This window comes from Paenibacillus sp. YAE3 (genome assembly GCF_057546105.1).
The window spans coordinates 15,847-37,597 of sequence record NZ_BAAIYF010000002.1; the positions used below are offsets into that span (position 1 = coordinate 15,847).

The 21,751-nt window shown below is 49.8% G+C and carries 25 protein-coding genes; 6 read left to right on the plus strand and 19 right to left on the minus strand.

The window, feature by feature from the left end; all coding sequences use genetic code 11:
• Positions 1-231 precede the first annotated feature (231 nt).
• Both AC27KL_RS02945 and AC27KL_RS02950 read left to right on the plus strand, forming a co-directional pair.
• On the plus strand, positions 232-1,578 hold the full coding sequence (locus tag AC27KL_RS02945) for a cytochrome ubiquinol oxidase subunit I (protein WP_487168785.1): 1,347 nt from the start codon (positions 232-234) through the stop codon (positions 1,576-1,578).
• A complete protein-coding gene (locus tag AC27KL_RS02950) occupies positions 1,575-2,597 on the plus strand; it encodes a cytochrome d ubiquinol oxidase subunit II (protein ID WP_487168786.1) in 1,023 nt (340 codons plus the stop codon). The genes AC27KL_RS02945 and AC27KL_RS02950 overlap by 4 nt, the downstream gene beginning before the upstream one ends.
• Positions 2,598-2,686: 89 nt before the next feature.
• On the opposite strand, the gene AC27KL_RS02955 is transcribed toward AC27KL_RS02950, so the two are convergent.
• Both AC27KL_RS02955 and AC27KL_RS02960 read right to left on the minus strand, forming a co-directional pair.
• Positions 2,687-3,511 carry an ABC transporter permease gene (locus AC27KL_RS02955; RefSeq protein ID WP_487168787.1) on the minus strand — a complete coding sequence of 275 codons (825 nt, stop codon included), beginning with the start codon at positions 3,509-3,511 and terminating at the stop codon, positions 2,687-2,689.
• Positions 3,508-4,482, minus strand: coding sequence for an ATP-binding cassette domain-containing protein (locus tag AC27KL_RS02960; protein ID WP_487168788.1), 975 nt, complete (start codon positions 4,480-4,482; stop codon positions 3,508-3,510). Before AC27KL_RS02960 ends, AC27KL_RS02955 begins: the two co-directional genes overlap by 4 nt.
• A gap of 236 nt (positions 4,483-4,718) precedes the next feature.
• On the opposite strand from AC27KL_RS02960, the gene AC27KL_RS02965 reads away from it, so the two are divergent.
• On the plus strand, positions 4,719-5,495 hold the full coding sequence (locus AC27KL_RS02965; RefSeq protein WP_487168789.1) for a TioE family transcriptional regulator: 777 nt from the start codon (positions 4,719-4,721) through the stop codon (positions 5,493-5,495).
• 57 nt (positions 5,496-5,552) lie between these two features.
• On the opposite strand, the gene AC27KL_RS02970 is transcribed toward AC27KL_RS02965, so the two are convergent.
• Complete coding sequence (locus AC27KL_RS02970; protein WP_487168790.1) at positions 5,553-6,251, minus strand: 2-phosphosulfolactate phosphatase; 699 nt, start codon at positions 6,249-6,251, stop codon at positions 5,553-5,555.
• 227 nt (positions 6,252-6,478) lie between these two features.
• Between AC27KL_RS02970 and AC27KL_RS02975 the strand changes: the two genes are divergently transcribed.
• From AC27KL_RS02975 to AC27KL_RS02985, 3 genes are all read left to right on the plus strand, one after another.
• Positions 6,479-7,792: an MFS transporter gene (locus AC27KL_RS02975; protein WP_339324674.1), complete on the plus strand. Its 1,314-nt coding sequence runs from the start codon at positions 6,479-6,481 to the stop codon at positions 7,790-7,792.
• Between the two features lie 109 nt (positions 7,793-7,901).
• A complete protein-coding gene (comA, locus tag AC27KL_RS02980; RefSeq protein WP_487168791.1) occupies positions 7,902-8,756 on the plus strand; it encodes a phosphosulfolactate synthase in 855 nt (284 codons plus the stop codon).
• 269 nt (positions 8,757-9,025) lie between these two features.
• Positions 9,026-9,625, plus strand: a complete 600-nt coding sequence (locus tag AC27KL_RS02985; RefSeq protein ID WP_339325128.1) for a YitT family protein — start codon at positions 9,026-9,028, stop codon at positions 9,623-9,625.
• Positions 9,626-9,660: 35 nt separating this feature from the next.
• Here AC27KL_RS02985 and AC27KL_RS02990 read toward each other — a convergent pair whose 3' ends face one another.
• The 16 genes from AC27KL_RS02990 to AC27KL_RS03065 form a co-directional block, all read right to left on the minus strand.
• Positions 9,661-9,954, minus strand: coding sequence for an RNA polymerase alpha subunit C-terminal domain-containing protein (locus AC27KL_RS02990; RefSeq protein ID WP_339324672.1), 294 nt, complete (start codon positions 9,952-9,954; stop codon positions 9,661-9,663).
• Between the two features lie 78 nt (positions 9,955-10,032).
• Complete coding sequence (locus AC27KL_RS02995; protein ID WP_339324671.1) at positions 10,033-10,626, minus strand: dienelactone hydrolase family protein; 594 nt, start codon at positions 10,624-10,626, stop codon at positions 10,033-10,035.
• A 31-nt stretch (positions 10,627-10,657) separates the two neighbouring features.
• The gene (locus AC27KL_RS03000) at positions 10,658-11,080 is read right to left on the minus strand and encodes a VOC family protein (RefSeq protein ID WP_339324670.1); all 423 of its coding nucleotides are present in this window, start codon (positions 11,078-11,080) and stop codon (positions 10,658-10,660) included.
• A gap of 29 nt (positions 11,081-11,109) precedes the next feature.
• Positions 11,110-11,628 carry a GNAT family N-acetyltransferase gene (locus AC27KL_RS03005; protein ID WP_339324669.1) on the minus strand — a complete coding sequence of 173 codons (519 nt, stop codon included), beginning with the start codon at positions 11,626-11,628 and terminating at the stop codon, positions 11,110-11,112.
• Between the two features lie 41 nt (positions 11,629-11,669).
• Positions 11,670-12,119 (minus strand): hypothetical protein, encoded by a 450-nt coding sequence (locus AC27KL_RS03010; RefSeq protein ID WP_339324668.1) that lies wholly within the window; start codon positions 12,117-12,119, stop codon positions 11,670-11,672.
• A gap of 125 nt (positions 12,120-12,244) precedes the next feature.
• Positions 12,245-12,706 (minus strand): ribosomal-processing cysteine protease Prp, encoded by a 462-nt coding sequence (locus AC27KL_RS03015; protein ID WP_339324667.1) that lies wholly within the window; start codon positions 12,704-12,706, stop codon positions 12,245-12,247.
• A 265-nt stretch (positions 12,707-12,971) separates the two neighbouring features.
• A complete protein-coding gene (locus tag AC27KL_RS03020; protein ID WP_487168792.1) occupies positions 12,972-13,868 on the minus strand; it encodes a hypothetical protein in 897 nt (298 codons plus the stop codon).
• Between the two features lie 78 nt (positions 13,869-13,946).
• Positions 13,947-14,636 carry a DinB family protein gene (locus AC27KL_RS03025; protein WP_487168793.1) on the minus strand — a complete coding sequence of 230 codons (690 nt, stop codon included), beginning with the start codon at positions 14,634-14,636 and terminating at the stop codon, positions 13,947-13,949.
• Positions 14,637-14,820: 184 nt separating this feature from the next.
• Positions 14,821-15,273 carry a GNAT family N-acetyltransferase gene (locus tag AC27KL_RS03030; RefSeq protein ID WP_487168794.1) on the minus strand — a complete coding sequence of 151 codons (453 nt, stop codon included), beginning with the start codon at positions 15,271-15,273 and terminating at the stop codon, positions 14,821-14,823.
• 15 nt (positions 15,274-15,288) lie between these two features.
• Complete coding sequence (locus AC27KL_RS03035) at positions 15,289-15,714, minus strand: NUDIX hydrolase (RefSeq protein ID WP_487168795.1); 426 nt, start codon at positions 15,712-15,714, stop codon at positions 15,289-15,291.
• A 50-nt stretch (positions 15,715-15,764) separates the two neighbouring features.
• Entirely contained in the window at positions 15,765-16,226 is a 462-nt protein-coding gene (locus tag AC27KL_RS03040) for a GNAT family N-acetyltransferase (protein WP_487168796.1), read from the minus strand.
• A 261-nt stretch (positions 16,227-16,487) separates the two neighbouring features.
• The gene (locus AC27KL_RS03045; RefSeq protein WP_487168797.1) at positions 16,488-16,973 is read right to left on the minus strand and encodes a hypothetical protein; all 486 of its coding nucleotides are present in this window, start codon (positions 16,971-16,973) and stop codon (positions 16,488-16,490) included.
• A 251-nt stretch (positions 16,974-17,224) separates the two neighbouring features.
• A complete protein-coding gene (locus AC27KL_RS03050; RefSeq protein ID WP_487168798.1) occupies positions 17,225-19,075 on the minus strand; it encodes an ABC transporter ATP-binding protein in 1,851 nt (616 codons plus the stop codon).
• Positions 19,059-20,804: an ABC transporter ATP-binding protein gene (locus tag AC27KL_RS03055; RefSeq protein WP_487168799.1), complete on the minus strand. Its 1,746-nt coding sequence runs from the start codon at positions 20,802-20,804 to the stop codon at positions 19,059-19,061. Before AC27KL_RS03055 ends, AC27KL_RS03050 begins: the two co-directional genes overlap by 17 nt.
• Positions 20,805-20,899: 95 nt before the next feature.
• Positions 20,900-21,244: a hypothetical protein gene (locus AC27KL_RS03060; protein WP_487168800.1), complete on the minus strand. Its 345-nt coding sequence runs from the start codon at positions 21,242-21,244 to the stop codon at positions 20,900-20,902.
• Positions 21,245-21,467: 223 nt separating this feature from the next.
• Complete coding sequence (locus AC27KL_RS03065; protein ID WP_339324657.1) at positions 21,468-21,740, minus strand: barstar family protein; 273 nt, start codon at positions 21,738-21,740, stop codon at positions 21,468-21,470.
• Between the last annotated feature and the right edge of the window lie 11 nt (positions 21,741-21,751).

The window sequence follows — 21,751 nt, forward strand, 5'->3', positions numbered from 1 at the left end:
GCTTGAAGTCTATAGGTTAACGATCTTTATATTATGTAAACTGTAAAAACAACAAGTTCACCCTGCTCTCCTTGTTACTCCAATCTCTTCAAAGAGTCATGGAATAACCTACCCGCGCTATTTTCGCCTTTTACCCCCCCTTTCAATTCCCCGAATTTACATCTTAGGAATACTTTGGATGTCTTCGGTTCACAATAAGATGCGATTTTACGTTCAGAACGGAGGCATCTCATGGATAACGTTATGCTGGCGCGATCGCTGTTCGGGTCGTCCATGGCGTTTCATATCATTTTCGCGACGCTTGGAGTTGGAATTCCCTTCATGATCGTTATTGCGGAAATTTTGTATCAGGTAAAAAAAGACAAGGACTACGCCATGCTCGCCAAACGCTGGACGAAAGGCCTTGCCATCCTCCTGGGGGTAGCGATCCCTTCCGGAACGCTCGTGGGCGTCATGCTTTCGCTGCTGTGGCCGGGTTTCATGGAGATCGTCGGCCAAGTCATCGCGCTGCCCTTTCAGATCGAGATCTGGGCGTTTTTCCTCGAAGCGTTGTTCATGTCGATTTATGTCTACGCGGCGGACCGGCTGCCGGCGGCGGTACGAATCCTTAGCGTCGTTTTCGTGGCCATCGGTTCCAGCATGTCGGCGGTGCTGATTACGGACGCCCATGCGTGGATGAACACGCCAAGCGGCTTTCGGCTGGAAAACGGACAGGTGGTGGACGTGCATCCTTGGGCGGCCGTGTTTAATCCCAGCTTGGCGACGACGGCGATGCATGTGCTCCTGTCGGCCTACATGACCGGCGCTTTTGCCGTCGCCTCGGTGGCTGCCATGAAGCTGCTCAAACGCCGCCACTCGGAACGGGAACGGGCCTATCACTACAAAAGCTTGTTCCTCTCCCTGTTCATCGGCGGCATCATCTCTCTGATCACGGCGCTGAGCGGCCATGAAACGGCGCAAATGCTGCATGCGCATCAGCCCGAGAAACTCGCGGCGGCCGAGGGGCTTTTCGAAACGCAAGCCTATGCCCCCCTTTCGATCGGAGGCGTGGTCGACAAGGAAACGCGCAGCATCAAAGGGGCGATCGAAATTCCTTGGGCGCTCAGCTTCCTCGCAGGCAACCGGTTCGATACCATCGTCAAAGGCTTGAACGATTTTCCCGAAGAGGAGTGGCCTCCGCTGTTCGTGCATACGCTGTTTAATCTGATGGTGGGCATCGGCATGCTGCTGATTCTCGTATCTGTTTTTACAGTGGGCTTCCGCATCCTTGCCAAACGCCCTTACCCCAGATGGCTGTTATACTCGCTGCTGTTTGCCGGCCCGCTATCCATGGTGGGCATCGAGACCGGCTGGGTATTCAGCTGCACGGGACGGCAGCCGTGGACCATTTACCATATCCAGAAGACGGCATCCGCCGCGACGCAGGCCCAGCATTTGGGCTCGTTGTTTGTCCTTTTTCTCGGGCTGTATGCGTTTCTGCTGATCGTAACGGCGGTGGTCATGTTCTACTATTTCAAGCGGCATCCCGTTACTTTTGAACCGGTGGAAGGCCGGACCGGAGAAGGGAGGAGCCTATGAGCGACACGCAGCTGGCGATCACCATTCTTTGGTGCTTTATCTTTATCTATTCGATTGCGGGTTCCATCGACTTCGGCGCGGGGTTTTGGTCCATGGTGTTCAGCAAAAGGAATCCGCATGCCGCCGACATTGCCAACCGTTTTTTGTCCCCGTCCTGGGAAGTTACCAATGTGTTTCTCGTGCTGTTGGTCGTGGCGCTTGTCGGCTTTTTCCCCCGCGCCGCCTTTGTGCTGGGGACCCTGCTGCTGGTGCCGGTCAGCCTTGTGCTCGTGCTGCTGCTGTTTCGGAGCGCGTTTATCGTTTATTCGTATTCGGTGCAGAAACATGAACAGGCGCTGCGTATCGTTTCGGGGATCACCGGCCTGTTCATTCCCGGATTGCTGGTTAGCGTGCTGCCGATTTCGCTCGGCGGATTCATCCATACGGAGCAGGGCTTTCCCCAACTCGAATTCGGAACTTTGCTGCGCAGCGCCACATTGTACGCCCATGTCGGCTTCGGCATTCTGACGGAACTGTTCTTATCCGCCATATTCCTGTCCGATTACGGGCGGGAAGCCGGAAACGAACAGGTGTCGCAGCAATTCCGCTCCCTCGCGATCGTGCTTGGCCCTTTGGCCCTTGCCATGGCCGTCTTGGCCACCTTTACGATGGTGCCGGAGGCGCTTTGGATCGTGGCCCGCATGCAGGAGCAATCGGTATGGTTCCTGCTGTCGGTCGTCGCGTTTGCGATCGGATACGGCGCCTTGTGGATTCGCCGGAAAGACGGCAGAAAAGGCTGGCCCCGGCTGGCCGTCGTGATGACGATCCTCCAGTTCGCGCTCGCGAGTTATGCGTACGGGAAAGCGCATCTGCCCTACATCGTTTACCCGGATTTGACCGTGGAAGCCGGCATCACGAACCATTCGATGTTCGTATCCTTGCTATGGGGGTACGGTTTCGGGACGGTCATTTTATTGCCGGTTTTCGTCTTGTTCTGGTGGTTGTTCTTAAAGGACAAGCGTTATCTGCGCACGAAGTAAAGCGAATCTGTTGTGCCGCATGTTGTTGGAGCTGCGAGAAGTCAAAAAAAAAGCGCCCTTGACGGACGCTAAGACCACTATGAACCCGTTTATTCATTCGTTTTTCGGCGGTAAAGCCAAAATGCCAAAGTCATAAAGACGAGCAGAATCGATCCGAGCACGGCAAGCGCGGCGATGAGCACCGGGGCTTCCGCTGTGCCGTGCGTCAGTCCCCGGGCTGCCGAGGACGCCAAGCTCACAGGATTATAAGCCACGATTCGCCCGAGCCATGGCGGCATGGTGGACGTATCCGCAAAAACGTTGCTGGTAAACATGAGCGGGTACAACGCAATATATGACATTGTGGTGAGGGTTTCGGTTTTTTTGACGACGATTCCGATGCAGGCGAAAATCCAGCTTAAGCTGAATGCATACAGCATGACGAGCGCAAACGCAAGCAGGAATCCTGCGATGCCGGCTTCCGGGCGAAAGCCAAGCAGCAGACCAAGCCCGAACGTGGTAAGGATCGCCGCCGCAAACGACAGCAAATGGATCGCCATTGTGCCGATGATTGCCGCGGGCTGCCAAAACGGAAGGCTTCTGAAACGGTTGAAAACGCCCCGTTCGATATCGGTTTTGATTCCGATTCCGATATACACCGTCATCGTGGTGACCGTATAAACCAGCATGCCCGGAAGCAGAAATTGCAGGTAATCGCCCGTCGAGCCGGAGATCGCCCCGCCGAACAAATACGTAAATATCAGCAAAAAGATCGCCGGAAAAACGATCGAATCGATCGCCAAATAATGAATGTTTCTGATCGTTTTGCGCCAGGAGCGCCAGATAAAGGTTGAGACGGCTTGCAGCGCATTAGCTCTTTTGGGGTGCTCCCCTCCGTTCAGCGCCAACATAACCCTGGATGGCATCTGATTCATCGCGTTCCCTCCTCGATCGTTCCTTCTTGGACAGCCCTGCCGGTCAAGGCAAGGAATACTTCATCGAGGCTGGGCTGGCCGAGCGAAAATTGAACCGTTCCGATGCCGTTTCCGGATAGTTCGGCAAGCGCCAGCGCCGCTAGTTTGGGATCCGAAACGGACGCCGTGATCAAAGCGGGATCATCATGGGTAATTACTGTCGTCCCGAGTACGCGGTTCATCACCTGTTCGGCATCTGTCCGCTGCTCCGCACGGGTCAGCCGGACCTGAATCGTGCCCGATCCGACCAAAGCCTTCAACTCGCCCGGAGTCCCTTCGGCGACGACTGTTCCCCCGTCGATGACCGCAAGCGTGTCGGCAAGCTGATCGGCCTCCTCCAGGTATTGGGTCGTGAGCAGCACCGTCGTTCCCCGTCTCACCAACATCCGGACAATTTCCCAGACGTCGTTTCGGCTCCGGGGATCCAGCCCGGTCGTCGGTTCATCCAAAAACAGCAGGTCCGGCGCCACAAGCATGGCCGCGGCAATGTCCAGCCTCCGCCGCATGCCTCCCGAGTATTTTCCGGCCTTCCGGCCGGCTGCCTCGGAAAGGCCGAACCCCTCCAACAGTTCATCGGCCCGGGCTTTGGCCGCTTTGGTTCCATACCCAGCAAGCCTTGCAAACAGCACCAGATTGTCGCGCCCGCTAAGCTCCTCGTCAACGGCGGCAAATTGCCCGGTTAACCCGATCCTTCGGCGAACCGCATCGGCCTCGCGAACGACGTCCCGTCCGAAGATTTTTACGGTTCCCGCGTCCGGGCGAAGAAGCGTGGACAAAATATGAACCAGCGTCGTTTTCCCGGCTCCGTTGGGACCCAGGATGCCGTACACCGTTCCCCGCGCCACGCCGAGGTCCAATCCTTTCAACACTTCCCGCGTGCCGTATGCTTTTCTTAATCCTTTCACTTCAATGGCAAGCTCCCTTTCCGCCATCGTTCCACCCGCTTTCTTACCGGTTTTGATTTTGAGGTTGTTTCCTCTTGAAAATCCGCTTACAACCCGATTTTATAACACTCATGCAAATGCGAAGGTCCAGGAAAATAATTGCCGATGAAAAGCAATTTGATAACATAAACCTTCACATGTTACTTGAAGGTTTTATCAAAGTGTTTGCTTTGCTTGCAACGATTTGGTAGGATATACCCAATTCATGGGGGAGGGATAAGAAATTGCGATACTACAAGCCGATCGAAATCGCCCGGGAACTGTACATCAGCACCAGCGCTTTGCGGCATTACGAATCCTGGGGAGCGGTTCCCGCGCCGGAGCGTTCGGAACACGGTTACCGCCTTTACACCCGGGTTCATCTGGCTTATTTCCGCTGCCTTCGGGCGATGTTCAACGGATTTAGCGTCGGTCTCACCTGCAAAGTCCTTCGCCTCATTCAACAAGGCGACATGGATGAAGCCTTCTGGCTGGTCAATGAGGAGCAGGCGCGTTTGCACCATGAAAAAACGGTTGCGGAGCAGACGTTGACCCTGCTTCAGGATCCGGAGCTTCCGCTTGTCCCAAACGGCAAGCTGAAAAACCGTATGACGATCGGCGAAGCCGCGGCGCTGACCGACGTTCAGCCCTCGGCGATCCGGCACTGGGAAAAGGAGGGGCTGATCACGCCCGAACGAGATCCCGAAAACGGCTATAGGCTGTTTACCCCCGTACATATCAGGCAAATTTTACTTATACGCACCCTGCGCAAAACCGTTTATTACTTGGAAAACATGAAAGAAATCGTGCATGCCGTCGAGCGCAACAGCCTCGAAAAAGCCAAAAAAGTGACTTTGGAGGCCTTGTCCAGCATCCATGACCGTAACCGGAAACAGTTTTACGCGGTGTATCTTCTGACCGAGCTTTGCATTGAAGTCGGCCTGATCGATCCGAAGGAATACAACAAAAATATGTGGTACGACTATTACAACAAAACGGAACAGGATTCCCAGGAAAATTAACCAGTTTGTACGGCGGCACAAAAAAAGCCTGATTATTCAGGCTCCTCCTTCAATCCTTTATGTGCGGGCCGGGACTTTTTGCACGACCGGAGCTTGGCGCTCGTTGCTCACCTTCATGACAAAACCGGTAGCATATTCTCTGGCGCATAACGTGATATCCTCTTCCAGAAATTCCGGCTTCCCCGCATCGTAAAATTTTGCTGCCGCCTCCGAATCGCGGATGCGCTCGATGGTCCGATCGGAGGAAATGCCGCCTTCGCCCTGAAGTATGCCTGCCATATATTCCGCGCATGCCAGATCATCGTCCCCGCTCGGATGCGAGGCGATCAGCTGCACTTTTACGTCTTCGCCCTTCATCAAATTTCGTTTGATGAATTCCGCCGTCGTTTTGGCATTGGTAAACCCGGTGACAAATATGTGGTGCGCGTTCAACGCGTTTAAAGCCGCCGCAACGCCGTTTGTCGTTTTCTGAATCAAATATTTCCCGTTCAAGTCGAAGCGCTGCAAGCGCGCCGGCGAATTGTCCAGTTCAAACCCCGGAATCGGCAGGCCTTGAATCTCTCCGGCCAACAGATGAGAAGGATAACGTTCTTTTAAACGGAAAGCTTCGTCCACCGTCCCCGCCAGCATGATTCCCCGCACCCCGCCGATAAAAGCGTAATGCGCCACCGTAAAAGCGCGTATCACGTCGATGATCACGTTGATGTCGGCGTCTTCCAACTCGCGGCTGCTTCCCTGAATGATCCGTATAGGCATTGGTATCCCCTTTCACCCTATGCGTAAAGGTACTGCAATAGTCAGTATATTGGCCCACATTCAGGTGGTGCTTTTTTAACGCAAAAAAATCCTTCCCCCCTCAAAGCCTGTCAAGCCTCGGTTCGCTTATGCCCATTCCCAAATCCGTAATTCCGGAATGTTATATTCCTTCTGCGGCAATAATTAGAATGGCGGAAAATCGCTAAATACAGTCAAGGAGCCACACCATGGAAAAAACGAAATCACGAAAAATGAATATCCGCTTTGAAAGCGATATCGAACTGACAAGCCCCGATGAGACGGCGGACCAAGAAGAGGCAAGCTCTAAACAATCGTCGGCAGACGGCCGTTCCAAAGGCCAACTATGGGAGTTCATTGCACTGGCCACCATTCCGATCGTGCTCGTTTTCGGCAATTCCATGCTGGTTCCCGGCCTTCCGCAAATGCAAAAAGAACTTGGCATCAGCAAATTCCAAAGCAGCTTGATCATATCGATTTTCTCTTTGGCCGCCGGCTTGTTCATCCCGCTAATCGGATATTTGTCGGACCGGTTTGGCCGCAAGGTCGTGATCATACCCGCGCTGATCATTTATGGTGCGGCCGGTATCCTGGCCGGCTTCGGCGCCATTTGGGACTCCTACACCGTCATTATCATCGCCAGGGCGATTCAAGGTTTTGCCGCCGCCGGAACCGCTCCGATTGCCATGGCGCTCGTTGGCGATTTGTATGAAGGAGGGACGGAAAGCAAAGCCCTCGGCCTCATCGAAGCCTCCAACGGCGCAGGCAAAGTGCTCAGCCCGATCATCGGTTCCCTGCTCATGCTGATCGTCTGGTATGCTTCTTTTTTCGCCTTTCCCGTATTTTGCGCATTATCGCTTTTAGCCGTCATCTTTTTGATCAAAGAACGCAAACGGAGTCAGAAGCAGGAGCTAAAGGCATATCTCGGGAAAATCAAATGCATCTTCAAGGAAAAAGGCCGCTGGCTCGTCACCGCGTTTTTTGCGGGATCGCTTGGGCTGTTTATCCTGTTCGGCGTGCTTTTTTATTTGTCCAACATCCTTGAGGACAAGCCTTACAACATCGATGGCGTCGTCAAAGGCCTCATTTTGGCCATTCCCCTGCTGGGGATGGTCATCACCTCCTATACGACCGGAAGTTTGATCAAGAAAAAGGGCCTCCTCATGCGCGTGCTGATGAATGTCGGACTTATTGCCATGACCGTTTCGCTCGCGGCCACCTTGTTCTTTTTGAAAAACATCTATGTGTTTATCGGCTTGCTGACCATCAGCAGCATCGGAACGGGCATGCTTCTCCCCTGCCTGAATACGCTCATCACGGGAGCCGTCGAAAAAAGCGAGCGCGGCATGATCACGTCGCTTTACAACAGCTTGCGTTTTTTGGGCGTGGCTGTGGGACCGCCGCTGTTCGGCTGGATGATGGATAAATCGGATCGCGTCGTGTTTATTACGGTATCCGCGTTGTCTTTGATCACGCTTGGTTTCGTGTTCTTTTTGATCAAGCCTCCGCGCAAGGTCGGATAAAGCCGCAAAATGATGGAGCGGGATGGGCACCTGCCGTTCGGAATGCGCATAAGATACCAGTGTCATTTCGATTCAACGACAATTCAAAAAGAATTGAGGAGATCCCCAAATGAACATTTCCCTTCGTGCAGTATGGCCAAAAGAGTTATGCGACCCCAGCGGGCTGCGCGAACGTCAACTCGGCGGCAAAAGCCCGCAACAACTCGGCGGCGGGTTTACGATGGTCATCGATAAGGGCCTGGGCAGAAACGCGTTTACGGATCTGGTCGAAACCGCTTCAGATTATATCAGCTGCGTCAAATTCGGTTTCGGAACGGCTCCGCTATATAAAACGGAAGTTCTGCTGCACAAGATCAACCTTGCCAAACAGCACGGCATCCTGGTCATGCCCGGCGGAACCCTGCTTGAGACGGCCGTTCAGCAGGATCTCGTTCCCGTCTGTTTCAAAACGATATGCAACCTCGGGTTTAATGCGGTTGAAGTCTCCGACGGCACGATCGAACTGTCTCGCAGCAAACGCACGGAGCTGATTCGGGAAGGCAAACAGCACGGGCTCCGGGTCTTCACGGAATACGGCAAAAAGCTTTCCGGCTCTCTCATCGACGCCGCCCGATTGGCTGAGACGATGGAGACGGATTTGGCCGCAGGCGCCGAGTTTTTGACGGTGGAAGCCCGTGAATCGGGGGTAGGCGTAGGCGTGTTCGACCAAAACGGCGAATGCCGGGAAAAAGTCATCCAGGATATCATCGAGTTTGTCCCGGATTCAAGCAAGCTGGTCTGGGAAGCGCCCCAGAAGCAGCAGCAAGCGATGTTTTTGCGCAAATTCGGCCCCAACGTGAACCTTGGCAACATCCCTCCCGGCGAAATTCTTGCGCTCGAGACGATGCGCCGGGGCCTCCGCCAGGACACGTTTGAATTCGGAACGAACCAAAAGCAAGCCGACGAATTTTGTTACGTGATTTAACCATACATCTACGGCCGATCGAAAGCTAAGCGTGGCGACAAACGCATAAAAAGAAAACCGAAAGCACTTTCGCCATAAGTTCTGAAGCTAAGGCATTCTGACATGAACCCGTTCGTTATTCCAGAATGCCTTATATGTATCTTTTGCAGTTCCCGGAATCCCCTTCTATAGACAAGCATACAATGTATGCAAAGAAGGATTCATACTCCACTCAATGAAGGAGATTCCGCGTGAAGATTCAAATGATTTCCGGCCGCAGCAAGCCGTTTATGATCCGCCATATTTCCAGAAAACTCTTTTTTATCACCGCAGGTTCCGTCATCCAAGGGTTCGCGATGGCTGTTTTTTTGTTTCCGCATGCCATTCCGTCCGGGGGAGGAGCCGGGATCGCGGTGCTTTTGAACCATGCGTTCGGCGTTCCGATGAGCCTGGGACTGTGGATGGCCAACTTTGCTTTCCTCATTTTTACGGTCCATTATTTGGGCAGCGTCAGCGCCTTCGGGACCGTTTTTGTCATTACGGTAACTTCGGTATCGGTGAATTTCTTCGAGGTGTTCGTTAAACCGCCGATCGGCAACGTATGGATCGATCTTCTTATCGGTTCGGTCATTTTGGGGACGGGCATTTCGGTGCTCCTTAGGCAGAGGGTATCCAACGGAGGCATCGGATATGTGGCGCTCGCGATTTACAAATACAAACGAATCCATCCCGGCACGTCGTTATTTTGGATGAACGGATTCATTTTTATTTTGACCGCCTATGTCATCGACTGGAAAATCATCGTTCTTGCGGTAGCATGCCAGTGGATATCGACCCGGGTCATCAAGTGGATTCACCGGTTTCCGATTCCCGTCTGGCGCGGCAAGTAACCGACTGTTAAAGGCTGCGCAGGACATTCATGCGCTCACGATTTGAAGGACAAACCGGCTTCTTCTAAAGCAGCCCGAAGTTTGGGCAAAGAAGCCGGGCCCATGCCATGAAATTGCAGGATTTCTTTTTCGCTGTACTCCGAAAGTTTTTGGAGAGAGGTGATTCCATGATTCTCCAATGCCCGTCTGGCCGGCGCGGAAAGAAGCAATAGGAAGCCCGTTTCGTTTTTGGGTTCCTGCCCGCAAATCGGGCATGTCGGACAATCGCTGCTTTTATAATACCGGTGTCCTTGGCTGCAGGTTTTAGCATCCCCTGTTGGAGTCGGCATGTTCAATCCTTCACCCTTTCAACAATGCGCCCCTAGCGCATGATATGTATTCATCATTCATTTTCCCGATCGTTCAATTCAGCCAGCGGTTTGCTTGAGGAAATCCTTGCACCTCTTCAGGCATTGGTGGTACTCATTGAAGTTGTAAGCGTCATGATAAGGGTTCATAAATCCATGTTCGGCGTCGATCATTTCGACGTACGCGTTCTGTTTATCCCTTAATTTTTGCTGCAAATCCAATGCGTTAAACGATTTCTCATGCTTAGCGAAAAACAATAAGGAGGCGCAAGCGGGTTCGATCTCCGTATAATTTCTGATTCTCGATCCGTAAAATCCGACGATGCCGTCTACTCCGTGCCCGCTCGTCATCCATGCGATCGTTGCGCCCACGCTAAATCCAATGATAAAAATCCGCTCATACTCGTCCCGGTTTTGATCTACGATGTTGCATACATGGCGATGTGCACCGGCAAATCCGATCTCGTTCATAAAATAATGGTAGGCTTGGTCCTCCTGATCATAGGAAAATGCTTCCCGGCCAATTAGCTTCGGAACGATCACATCAAAACCTTCCTCGATCATCAAGTCGCTATAAAATTTCATATGATCATTAACTCCATAAATTTCATGCAGAAGAATGATCAGATTTTTCCCAGGGTGATTTGGGGTCATCAGGTCTCCAACTTTCTTCCATTTTCTTTGACTAGCTCATTCTTTTCATCATCGGATGGTCTTCGTTGAGCTGCAGCAAATCCCACAGGTTCCCGTAAAGGTCTTTGAACACTGCCACCATCCCATAAGGCTGCTCCTGGGGGTCTCGGACGAACTCTATCCCATTTGAAACCATCTCGCGATAATCTCTCCAAAAATCATCCGTGTTTAAAAATAAAAATACTCTCTCGCCGGTTTGATTCCCGATAAATGGTTCTTGCTCCGGTTTCGACGCTTTTGCCAGCAGTATTGTCGCTCCTGACGACCCAGGGGGAGATACGACGACCCACCTTTTGTCTTGTTCGGGTTGATATGTATCTTCAATTAATTCAAAATGAAGCTTTTTCGTATAAAAATCAATGGCTTCATCATAATCCTTCACGACAAGCGCGATGTGGACGATAGACTGGATCATTCCCTTTTCTCCTCCGATTCCCATAGGCTTCAATCCTTCCAATCATCAAAAGAGCGATTTAACCGGTATTGTATGAGCTGTGCGTTTTTTCCTAAATATACTTCGCTCCCATGTCGGCCCGTCTCCTCAAAACCTAATTTCTCCAGCATTTTTCTGGATCGGATATTCGTTTCATGCGTTTCCGCGTAAAACATGGAAATTCCATACGTCTTTACCCCGTATTCTATCATACATAGAGCAGAATGATATCCTATTCCCTTTCCCCATAAGGAGCTTTCACCGATGGCGATCCCCAGTTCGGCCGTATGGTTTTGAATGCAGGCTAAATCCGCATAACCAATCAACTGTTTATTCCATTCTATGCCCAATCGTACAAAATCATCTGCCGCCGCATGGATGCATTGATTCCACCATTTGCACAGCTCTTCAGGGCTGCGATTCTTCTCCCATCCATTTGCCGAACAGAAGGCGTCATCCTTGCTCCAGTTTAAGACAATGGGATAGTCGCCCGAGGTTAAACGCCTTAGATTTATCGATGCCGTTGACATAGACCCCCCCTACTGTTTACTTCGGATTCCTCCGCTTACCGTCATTTATTTTTTAATTTGCTCTTTATACTTTCATCAGATAAGACGAAAAGAATGGAGAGATCGTTTATGGTTTTTATTTGTACAAAATGATCGTTTTTCAGATCTTCCTTCATCCCCGTTACATGGACTTGACCTTTATTGCTTGGATCACTTGGGTCATAAATAAACGAAACCTCATAATCGGCATAACCTTTTCGATATATGTAAGAATACAAATTGTCTGTATTGGTCCCCTCATTATAAATGAAATATTGTCCCACTTTTCCGGTTTCCCGAGCTTTCGCTAACCATTGATTGACTTGATCGGCATGCTCCTTTTCCACCGCGTTCAATTTGTATTGGATCACTCGATCCATTTCGCTTTCCAAATCTTTTTTATGCGGCTCTTTTTTTATCGAACATCCCGTAAAGATCAATATAAAAGATAAAGCAAGCAACAGCTGTTTCATTATTTCTCCTTTCGTCTTAGATAGGATAAGGCATGTTCATTTACTTCTACGGTTCACTTCGCCACCTCCCTGTTATCTTCCCTTACTCGAAAAAATGAATGCCACTGGAACGCAACCATTGACTTTTAGCCCAGAAAACCAAAAAATCTTTTATTTTTCTCTACCTTGACCTCTTCTATGGTGATGTATTTTTCACCGTACGTGTGTTGGATCGTGTACATACCTAACCGGAGTGATTTGAACAGCAGAATGGATTCTTTGCTGACTCGACCATGAATCAAACATTGGATATAATTTTTGGTCGCTTCAATCTCGGCCTGATCTTCAGTAAATTGCTGGATGGAATGAACCGTATTCATCGACAAGGACGAAACCGCAGCTGCGATGATGTCCAATCCGTATTGAATAAAGCCCGTTGTCCCCTTGGCGATAAAACCAAATATATGATTTTGTGGGTTGATATAAAAAGTAATCGTAAAAGGTTCCCGCTCATCTTCATCCAGAATCTTTCTCTGGGTTTCAATATCTTTTTCCGGATTGTAAACCTTTGGGATCGTGGGTCTCATGTTTCCCATTCGTTCATTCATGATCTTCCTCCTTATCTATCCGGCATTCGTCTCATCATTCGGTCCTTGTCTTCTTCAAAATGATATTGCCTGTATAGACCATGAGCGTCTCGCGTACCACTTCGGGTCTTCGATTTGCCCAATAACTTCTCGACATAAACCCGGTTATGGTTTCCATGTTTAATTATGTTTTTTCATCACTGATCAGAAAATGATCAAATTCAAGTCTCACGCCGATCACCCGTCTCTTTTTAGTTTTTTTTAAATGGCATAAACGATTCCGTATTTACGAAGGAGAGAGCCTGCAGCGTAGTCCGCAAAAATCAAAGAGGCTTTCCATTACTTCAAGGCTCCGGATCGCGCTAAGCGCACCCTCTTTTTGTTCCAATAGATCTAGAGCGATATGTGCCCGCCGATGTGTCTGATTCAAAAATCCCCCTCCAAACCCATGACACCCTCGAGCGAGTGCCCAGCCAAAAGCGATGCATTTATCTCTTCTCAATTTTGTTGCGCCCATCCCCTCCGAACGGTTCCAAGCCCACCATGTTGCCAAGTGAATAAGATAGAATATCTCGTCTTCCCAATCCTGCGCATGAACGTGAAAGCCCTCCATTACCAATCTCTCTTCGATTTCCATTGCGGTTAGAACATAGGGTTCATTCCGGAGATCATATCCCATTCTGTTTCTTACGGCTGCGACATCCATAAATGGCTCGATATAATTCGGCGTTGTTCCCCAAAAATTCCGATCATCGTCCGTTGCAAAAGGAGGAATCTGAAGCATCCCTGAATCTATGAGGTCTTTTTCAGATCGCGCGGGGAAGTATGTCAGCTCTTTATCAGAAGGGTTGGATACTTTGTCGTTATACTCAAGCCAATATCCGCTTTCATCTTCCATATGGATTTGCTTCAACAGGGGCTTCATTCGATAAAAAAATTCCACAACCTGCTTGTGGACTTCGCTTGGCGCCAGTCCGGTTTTTACAAATCCCGAAAATTTCAAGGTGTCATCCCATTGAATGATGATGGATTCGCAATCTTGGTGCGGCGTAACCGTTATTAGATTTTTTTCCTTGCGGTCAATCTGCCAACCCTGATTCCTGGCGGAATCTTCTACATAGCTGATGAGTTTTGGGCCATGGTTTTTCTTCACGATTCCTTCATAATGTATTGTAATCCCCAAATGAACTTGCCTCCTAACAAAATCAGGTATGAAATCGATGCGTATGACAGAAGTGCAATATGTGGTTTCCATGAAGCTTTAATTTTTTTGGATTCTTTGTTTAATGCGGATCGATTTATTCAAATGCAAAAAGAGATGTCTTGTCGCAGGCATCAGCATTAATCCGGCTATAGTCTTATTCCCCCAATAATCAAGCAACCAGGAGGCTTCATTTTTTACCGCTTTTTGCTCTACAAGAATACCAATTCTTTCTGCGTCTACTTTCTTTCTAAACTCCCCCGGCGATAATTGAGCAACAATTTCCCGGGTTTTTCGTCCGACGGCGTTTCGATATTCCATTAATGCATTTATATCCATATTCTCACTTAGATCAGCAATTTCAATTTGTGTCATTTCGTTTCCTGAATGCGGGTAATCGACATTAAGTTGGTTGGCCCAATGACCCGAGTGTAATATTTGATTTCCTCCGTCTACAAGTATATTCATTGTCATATCTTCAATGCGTGTAATATGCCATATATGCCAAACAATAGAGTTCCGTGTATCAGGTGCCGTGACGGGATATGTACGAAATGATTCCTCCAATAAATCCTTCAGCAATTCATCTTCAAGGGACGCCGCTCGTGAATCGCTTATTTTTGATGAATGTAACAAACCATGTTGACTTAAGAAAAGATCCACTGAATTTTGATGTTCGCTTGGTTTTAGAATCATGTTGGTCAGTTTTTTATGATTTTCATTCCATTGCTTTCTTTGGTTTACATCCAAAGGAACACTTCCTTTTATTCGTCTGGTTTGAATTTTATTTGCACTGATTTCATATAACGTTGTTATGTGAGTGAGCCGAACCTTAGAGCGCATTTGTCTTTGGCCGGCTCATGATCCTATTTTCCAGACTGAATGGACAACCTCGAAGAACCTCCGGCGGCCAGGGGACACTCTGCTGACCTTTCTAACAAAAGGAATACCTAGCCAGCATCTCTCCCCACGGTGCTATCCCTACTTCTTTAAACCCTACCTTCGCGTATAAATTACGCGCTCCTTCGTTGTCAGGCTGATAGCCAAGAAAAATAACATTCGTTCGATCATGCTTACTCTCGATTTCGCGAATAATCAACTGCATGGCATCCTTGCCATATCCGCGTCCTTGAAATCGCTCGTCGATCATGAATCTGTAGATCCAATAGTTGCCGTCATCGGGATCTAACCCGTACATGGAAAAACCAATAAGGATTTCGTCCACATAGATTGCCCTGGTTACAAATCCAGGTAAAAATTGTGCCTCCGCGATCGAGTAGAGATTTGATGCAATAAACTGTTGTTGTTCGGGTTTGGGTTTAAGCTGAATACACTCTTCCCAGTTTGTGCGATCAATTGACCTTAAGCTAATCATTTTATTTTTCATGCCACATCACTCCTTTCAAATATTCTCCTTATCCGTAAACTCAACGCAAAATGGTTGCATCTCGGGATTTAGGCAGTACTCTATTCGTTGTCTAAAGTTTTTCCATTGTACTTTATGAAGTGCTTCCTCGATCGGGAAAAATCCTGCTTCCAGGCTTTCTTCCGATTTAGTTAATTCTCCGCCAATGGGCCTGGCTAAAAATAATGTGTTGCAAATGGAATTCCCCATGTTCTGAAATATTCCGCAGAATTTAATAATTTCGATATCGATCCCTGATTCCTCTTTCGTTTCCCTTATTGCTGCTTGGCTTAAAGACTCTCCTTCTTCTACTTGACCGCCAGGCATTTCCCAGCCCCTTCTTGGGCCTTTAATAAGTAATAATTCATTCTTTTCGTTTACAACGATGGCTGCAGCAGAGAGGATATGTTTAGGCGGGCTCATTCAATCGCTCCTTTTTGATTTTTAATGTTTTTCTTCGCAGATGTTATCGTTTATTTTAAATTTAGTTGATATATAACCTCGCCATCTTGATTCTCTTGATCTTGATTTACAAATCCCAGTTTCTCATAGAGTTTTCTTGCATGAGCATTGCTTTTTTCGATTGTTAGAGATATGACTTCGCATTGTCGATGCACTTCCTGTATAAATTCAATTATTCTTGTCAGCGATTGGGTACCTAATCCAATTCCTTGATAGTTCTTGTCTATTTGAAAACCACCGATCCAGTAATTATTCGTGCTATGAGGTGTATAAGAAAGATAGAAAAACCCGACTGTCTTATCATCCTTACGCAAAATATAAGGATCAAAAGCCTCATCCCACGGTTTGATATAAGCCCATGCTAAAGATTCGATCACAGATGGTACAAGTTTCTCTTGGGATTTATGTAAAGATATCGCGAGCGCATCTTCCCAATTTCTTTTGTTAATTGGTTCTATATGGATTAAATTCATTTTTTGGATTCCTTTCGATTTTCAGTCACTATTTAAAGGAGCGGCCGCGATGCAGTTAGTTCACATTGTTGTCCGCAATAAAACGTTTCTCTGAAAAAAGCCATTTCAAGATGTCATGCAAATCTATCTCGATTCGAAATAATTTTCCTGCGAGCTAACCAAGGAACCGTCAGTTTCTGTAGCGTGCTTGTTTTTCTTCATAACTTTGTTGCACAGCCCCATGGCAACTTCAAGGATCAAAACAGCTCTTATGATCTTCTTCTAGCCTTCCTGGATTACCTTTTCATTTCTTTCTACCCATTTACTAATCTGTTTGATCGATTCCTTTGTTTTAAACGTTTTTCTTATAGTTTCAATTTGATGATCCAGTACTTTGTCTTCCTTTAAAGCACTTATAACGATACTTTCCAATGCAATGTAGCGTTCCTGTTCATAAATTTTGATTACTTCCGCTAAAATAGGATCTGACCACTCTTGCTGACTAAAGTAATACCAGATCATATGCTCCTTAACGGATTTATCAATATTTACCTGATCCTTGTGGTCTTTGATCACTTTTAATGTCTTTAGGCTCAATTCCCCATGAAGCCCCAGTTGGTCCGATATATCCAATGAACGAATCAAACGTTCCAACTCTTTCATTTGATGATTTGAGGCGGCCGTTTCTATCCGGCTAATAACAGACAAAAGATCTATGGTATTCCCCTCCAATGCATGAGATCTTGTGCGGGGCATTACATCTAACACTTATTCTACGAATCCCCATATACTTCCTCTATTCCATGTTATTGCGATATTTTCTGACAACTTAACCTCAATTTTTTTGCCGGAGATCAGATCAAAATATCACGCTCTACGCCCCAATGAACTTCAATCCAAAACAGTCCTCGGTTGCAAAAACATAAAAACCACCCGCGAAAGCGGGCGGTTCCATGATACAGATTAAGTTGATGTTGAATGGATGCAATCTATAAAAAGCTAAAAATGCAACGGCTCCCCTAAATCGCCCGCCTGAACTGGCTGTTATAAAGCTCGAAGTAAATGCCCTTCCGTTCCAGCAGCTCCTCATGGCTGCCTTGCTCCGCAATCCGCCCGTCTTGGATGACGAGGATGCGGTCCGCATCCTGAATCGTGCTGAGCCTGTGGGCGATGACGAAGCTGGTGCGGCCTTGCATCAGCGTTTTCATGGCCTGCTGGATATGCATTTCCGTGCGCGTGTCGACGCTGCTGGTGGCTTCATCCAGGATCAAGATGGCCGGATCGGCGAGGATCGCCCGTGCGATGGTCAGCAGCTGGCGCTGGCCATGACTCAAGCTCCCGCCTTCGGCGCCAAGCATCGTGTCATAGCCATGCGATAGCCTTGCGATGAACCCGTCGGCATTGGCAAGCTTCGCGGCCTCTTCCACTTCCTGGTCGGTCGCATCGAGACGGCCAAAACGGATATTTTCCCGTATGGTCCCCGAAAATACGTGCGCATCCTGAAGCACCATGCCAAGCTGGCCCCGTAGATCGTTTTTGTCGATCTCCCGGATGTCCATGCCGTCTATAAGCACCGCACCATCACTGATTTCATAAAAACGGGTCATCAGGTTGATGATCGTCGTTTTCCCGGCCCCCGTCGGTCCGACCAGAGCGATTTTCTCGCCGGGTTTCGCTATGAAGTTCACGCCGCGAAGTATGGGCGAATCCGGCTTATATCCGAAGGACACGTCCCGAAAAACCACCTCACCCTGCAGGCGCTGAAGTTTGGCGTTCTTCTGTTCATGACCGTATTCCGACGCCATATCCATGACTTCAAAGACGCGCTCCGCTCCGGCAATGGCCGATTGGATCAAATTGTACTGGTTGGCCAGCTCGGAAATCGGGCGGCCGAATTGGCGCGAATAGTTTAGGAAGCTGACGATCACCCCAACCGTAGCCATGCCATGGAAAGCCATCCAACCGCCGACGCCGGCGATCAGCGCAAAATTGAGGTTGTTGATCATGTTCATCACCGGACCGACAAGTCCGGAAACAATCTGCGCTTTGATGCCGTATTTGTTCAATTCGCCGCTCAGCTTGCGGAATCGCTTGGCTTCCGTCTCTTCCCTGCGATACTGCTTCACTACCTTTAAGCCGCTTACCGTTTCTTCGATAAAACCGTTGAGCTCGCCCAAATGCCGCTGCTGGTTTTTGAAATAAACCCGGCTGAACCCGGAGATTTTGCGGCTTGCCAGCAGCACGAGCGGAACGGTCACCATCGCGACGAGCGTCAGGGGAATGTTCAGCATCAGCATGATGGCCAGCGATCCGCTGAGGGTAATCAGGCTGTTTAACAGCTGCGTCACGCTTTGGTTCAGCGTGTTTGCGACATTATCGATGTCGTTTGTTGCCCGGCTCATTAATTCCCCGTTTGCATGCGTGTCAAAAAACTGCACGGGCAGCTCGTGGTATTTTGCGAACAGGTCGCGCCGAAGCTCGAACACGGTATGTTGCGACACCGCCGTCATCACGTAAGCCTGCACCCATGCGATCACGCTTCCAAGCGCGTAAATCCCGAGCAGAAGCAGGCAAAACCGGACTAAACCGCCAACATCTCCGGGGATCACCGCTTTATCGATCGCCTTACCGATCAAATATGGCCCGATCAGGGAAGCAAGCGCGTTCAATACGGTAAAGACGTACACCGTGATAAGTCCTGCCCGCTGGCGGTTCAAGTACGCCCAGATGCGTTTGATCGTAGCGCCGCGGTTTTTGGCGCGCACCTTCGGCACGTCGCCTCTTCCGGGCCCCGCTCCTTGCGGCCCGCCCCCGAAACCGCCCGGACGACCGGGAATCGGTATCGGCGCGCGGTTATGTAGATTGGACATAAGACGCCTCCTCCCCATTCAGCTGCGACTGCAGAATATCCTGGTATATTTCGCTGCTCCGCGTCAGTTCTTCATGCGTGCCTTGGGCCGCGATCCGGCCGTTATCCAAAATCAGGATGCGATCGGCGTCCACCACGGACGAAACGCGCTGGGCAATCAAAATGTTGGTGCTGCTCTGCATCTCCGTTTTTAACAACTGCCTAACCCGCGACTCGGTCGCCGCGTCCAACGCGCTGGTACTGTCGTCCATGACGAGGATCGTTGGCCGGATGAGCAGCGCCCTTGCGATCGCAAGCCGCTGCTTCTGCCCGCCGGAGAGGTTGATGCCGCGCTGGCCAAGCACGGTGTCATAACCTTGCGGAAGCTCTGTTATAAAACGGTGCGCCTCGGCGATTACGGCGGCTTGTTCCACTTCCTCGTCGCTGGCGTCCGGACGGCCGAAGCGGATATTGTCCCGGATGGTGCCGCTGAACAGGATGGTCTGCTGCATGACGAACCCGATCCGGCTGCGAAGATGTTCCAGGCTCATCCGGCGAACATCCGTGCCGTCGATCGTAATCGCACCGCTCGAAACGTCATACAACCGCGGAATGAGGCTGACGAGCGTAGACTTGCCCGTGCCTGTAGCGCCAAGGATCGCAGTCGTTTTTCCCGGTTCCGCGACAAAGCTGATATCCTCCAAAACCAGATTTTCATCGCCTTTGTCGTAAGCGAACGAGACGTTATGGAATTCGACCCTGCCTTCACGGATACCGTCGCTTAGGGCGGCGGGATCTTCGGTAATCTCGCTGGCCGCGGCAAACACTTCATTAACCCGGTCGGCCGATACTTTGGCCCGCGATACAAAGGTTAGCATATTGCTCAGCATCATCATGGACATCAAGAGCTGCGTCGCGTAATTGATAAACGCCACCAAATTCCCGACGGGAAATCCGTAATTCCAGTTCTGCACACCCCCGAACCATAACACGGCAACGATGCTTGCGTTCAAAATGAGCATCATAAGCGGCAAATTCAGCGCCATGAGGCGGTTCGCCTTGATCGCAGTCCGGGTATAATCGGTGTTCGCCTCATGAAAACGCTGCTGCTCCTGCCTTGCCCGAACAAATGCCTTGATGACGCGAATCCCGGCCAAATTTTCCTGCAGGACGATGTTGACGCCATCCAGTTTGGCCTGCATTTGAGCGAACAAGGGGAAGGAGAGCCGGATCAACGTATACAAGAAGATAAACAGCAGCGGAACGGCAACAAGCAGGATGACCGTAAGGGACGGACTGATCCGGATCGCCATCACCAAGCTGCCGACCAGCAGCAGCGGCGAACGCACGAACGACCGCAAAATCATTTGCACGAACGTTTGGAGCTGCACGACATCGTTCGTTAACCGGGTGATCAGCGATCCCGTCTTGAGCCGGTCCAAGTTTCGATTCGAAAACGACTGGATATGCTCGAACAGCCGTATCCGCAAGTCGTTGCCGAAATGTTGCGAAGCGATGCTCGAAAACACGGTGCAGCCCACGCCCCCGACTAATCCGATCAGCGCCACGCCGACCATCGTCAAGCCGGTCGAAACGATATGCCCGAGATCATTTTTCATCAAGCCTTCATCCACGATGCTGGCCATCAGCGTCGGCTGCAGCAAATCCATGAATACCTCCACGACCATCAGCAGCGGAGCCAGCAAGCACCACAACGCATATGGCTTCAAAAAGCCTTTAAGTTTCCACATTCCGTTCACCTTCGTTTCCGGCAGGGTTCGGCTTCGTCACGAATGTCCCGAAAGACGAAATCATGTGCAGACCCAGGTTGCCTTTACCCACCGCCTCATTGATTTTCATGTTTCGTGTCGTCTTCTTCGCTTTTGTTGTCGTTCCCAGGGACCGCTTCAAACAATTCGAACGTATGGATAAACTCCTGAATGATCGCATCCGTTGCTTTGAGCTCCCCGCTGATCACCTGTTTAATGGATGCATATTCCGACTGATCCAGCTGCTGCACCAAAGTCGACCGTTTGACGTTCAATTTTTCCAAAAATGCGATCGCTCTTCCCCGGCGAAAGGTCTGGGCGCTATGGAAACGCTCCTTTCTGTCTTCATGTCCGCGGCCCCGGCCTTCCCTATGCTCCATGGGATCGCGGTGTCCCTTCCGTTCATGTCTGCCTTCGCGCATGATTGCTCCCTCTTTCTTATGTATACATTCGTATACACTTCTCGTTTGTATACAAATGTATACGAGCGGCGAGTATGTTGTCAAGACCGTTTCTGGACTTCTCCATGTCCAAACGACTGCCGACGGATCCGCGACATTTTCCGAGAAAAACAAAAAAACCTGACGGATCAGGTTTTTTCGGTACATTTCAAATACATATATGTAATTTTGCAGTCGGCCGATCTTATTCGAGTTCCAACCGGAAGCCTTCAAGCTCCTCCTCGGCGTCGCGAAAGAGCTCCAGCAGAGAATGGCTGTATTCCCCCAGCTTCTTTTCGCTTTCCTTAAAACGGACCCAACGAACCGTCAGCGGCATGTCGACCCATCCGGTCAGACTATCCCACAACGCGTCCAGATTGCCGCCGTAATGATCGGGCAAATCCAAACCTTCCTTGAGGACGGCATGCAGCTGGTCGATGCTCCCGATGTTCCCGCCATCTAAAATGATCGTTCGCATTTGTTAAGCTC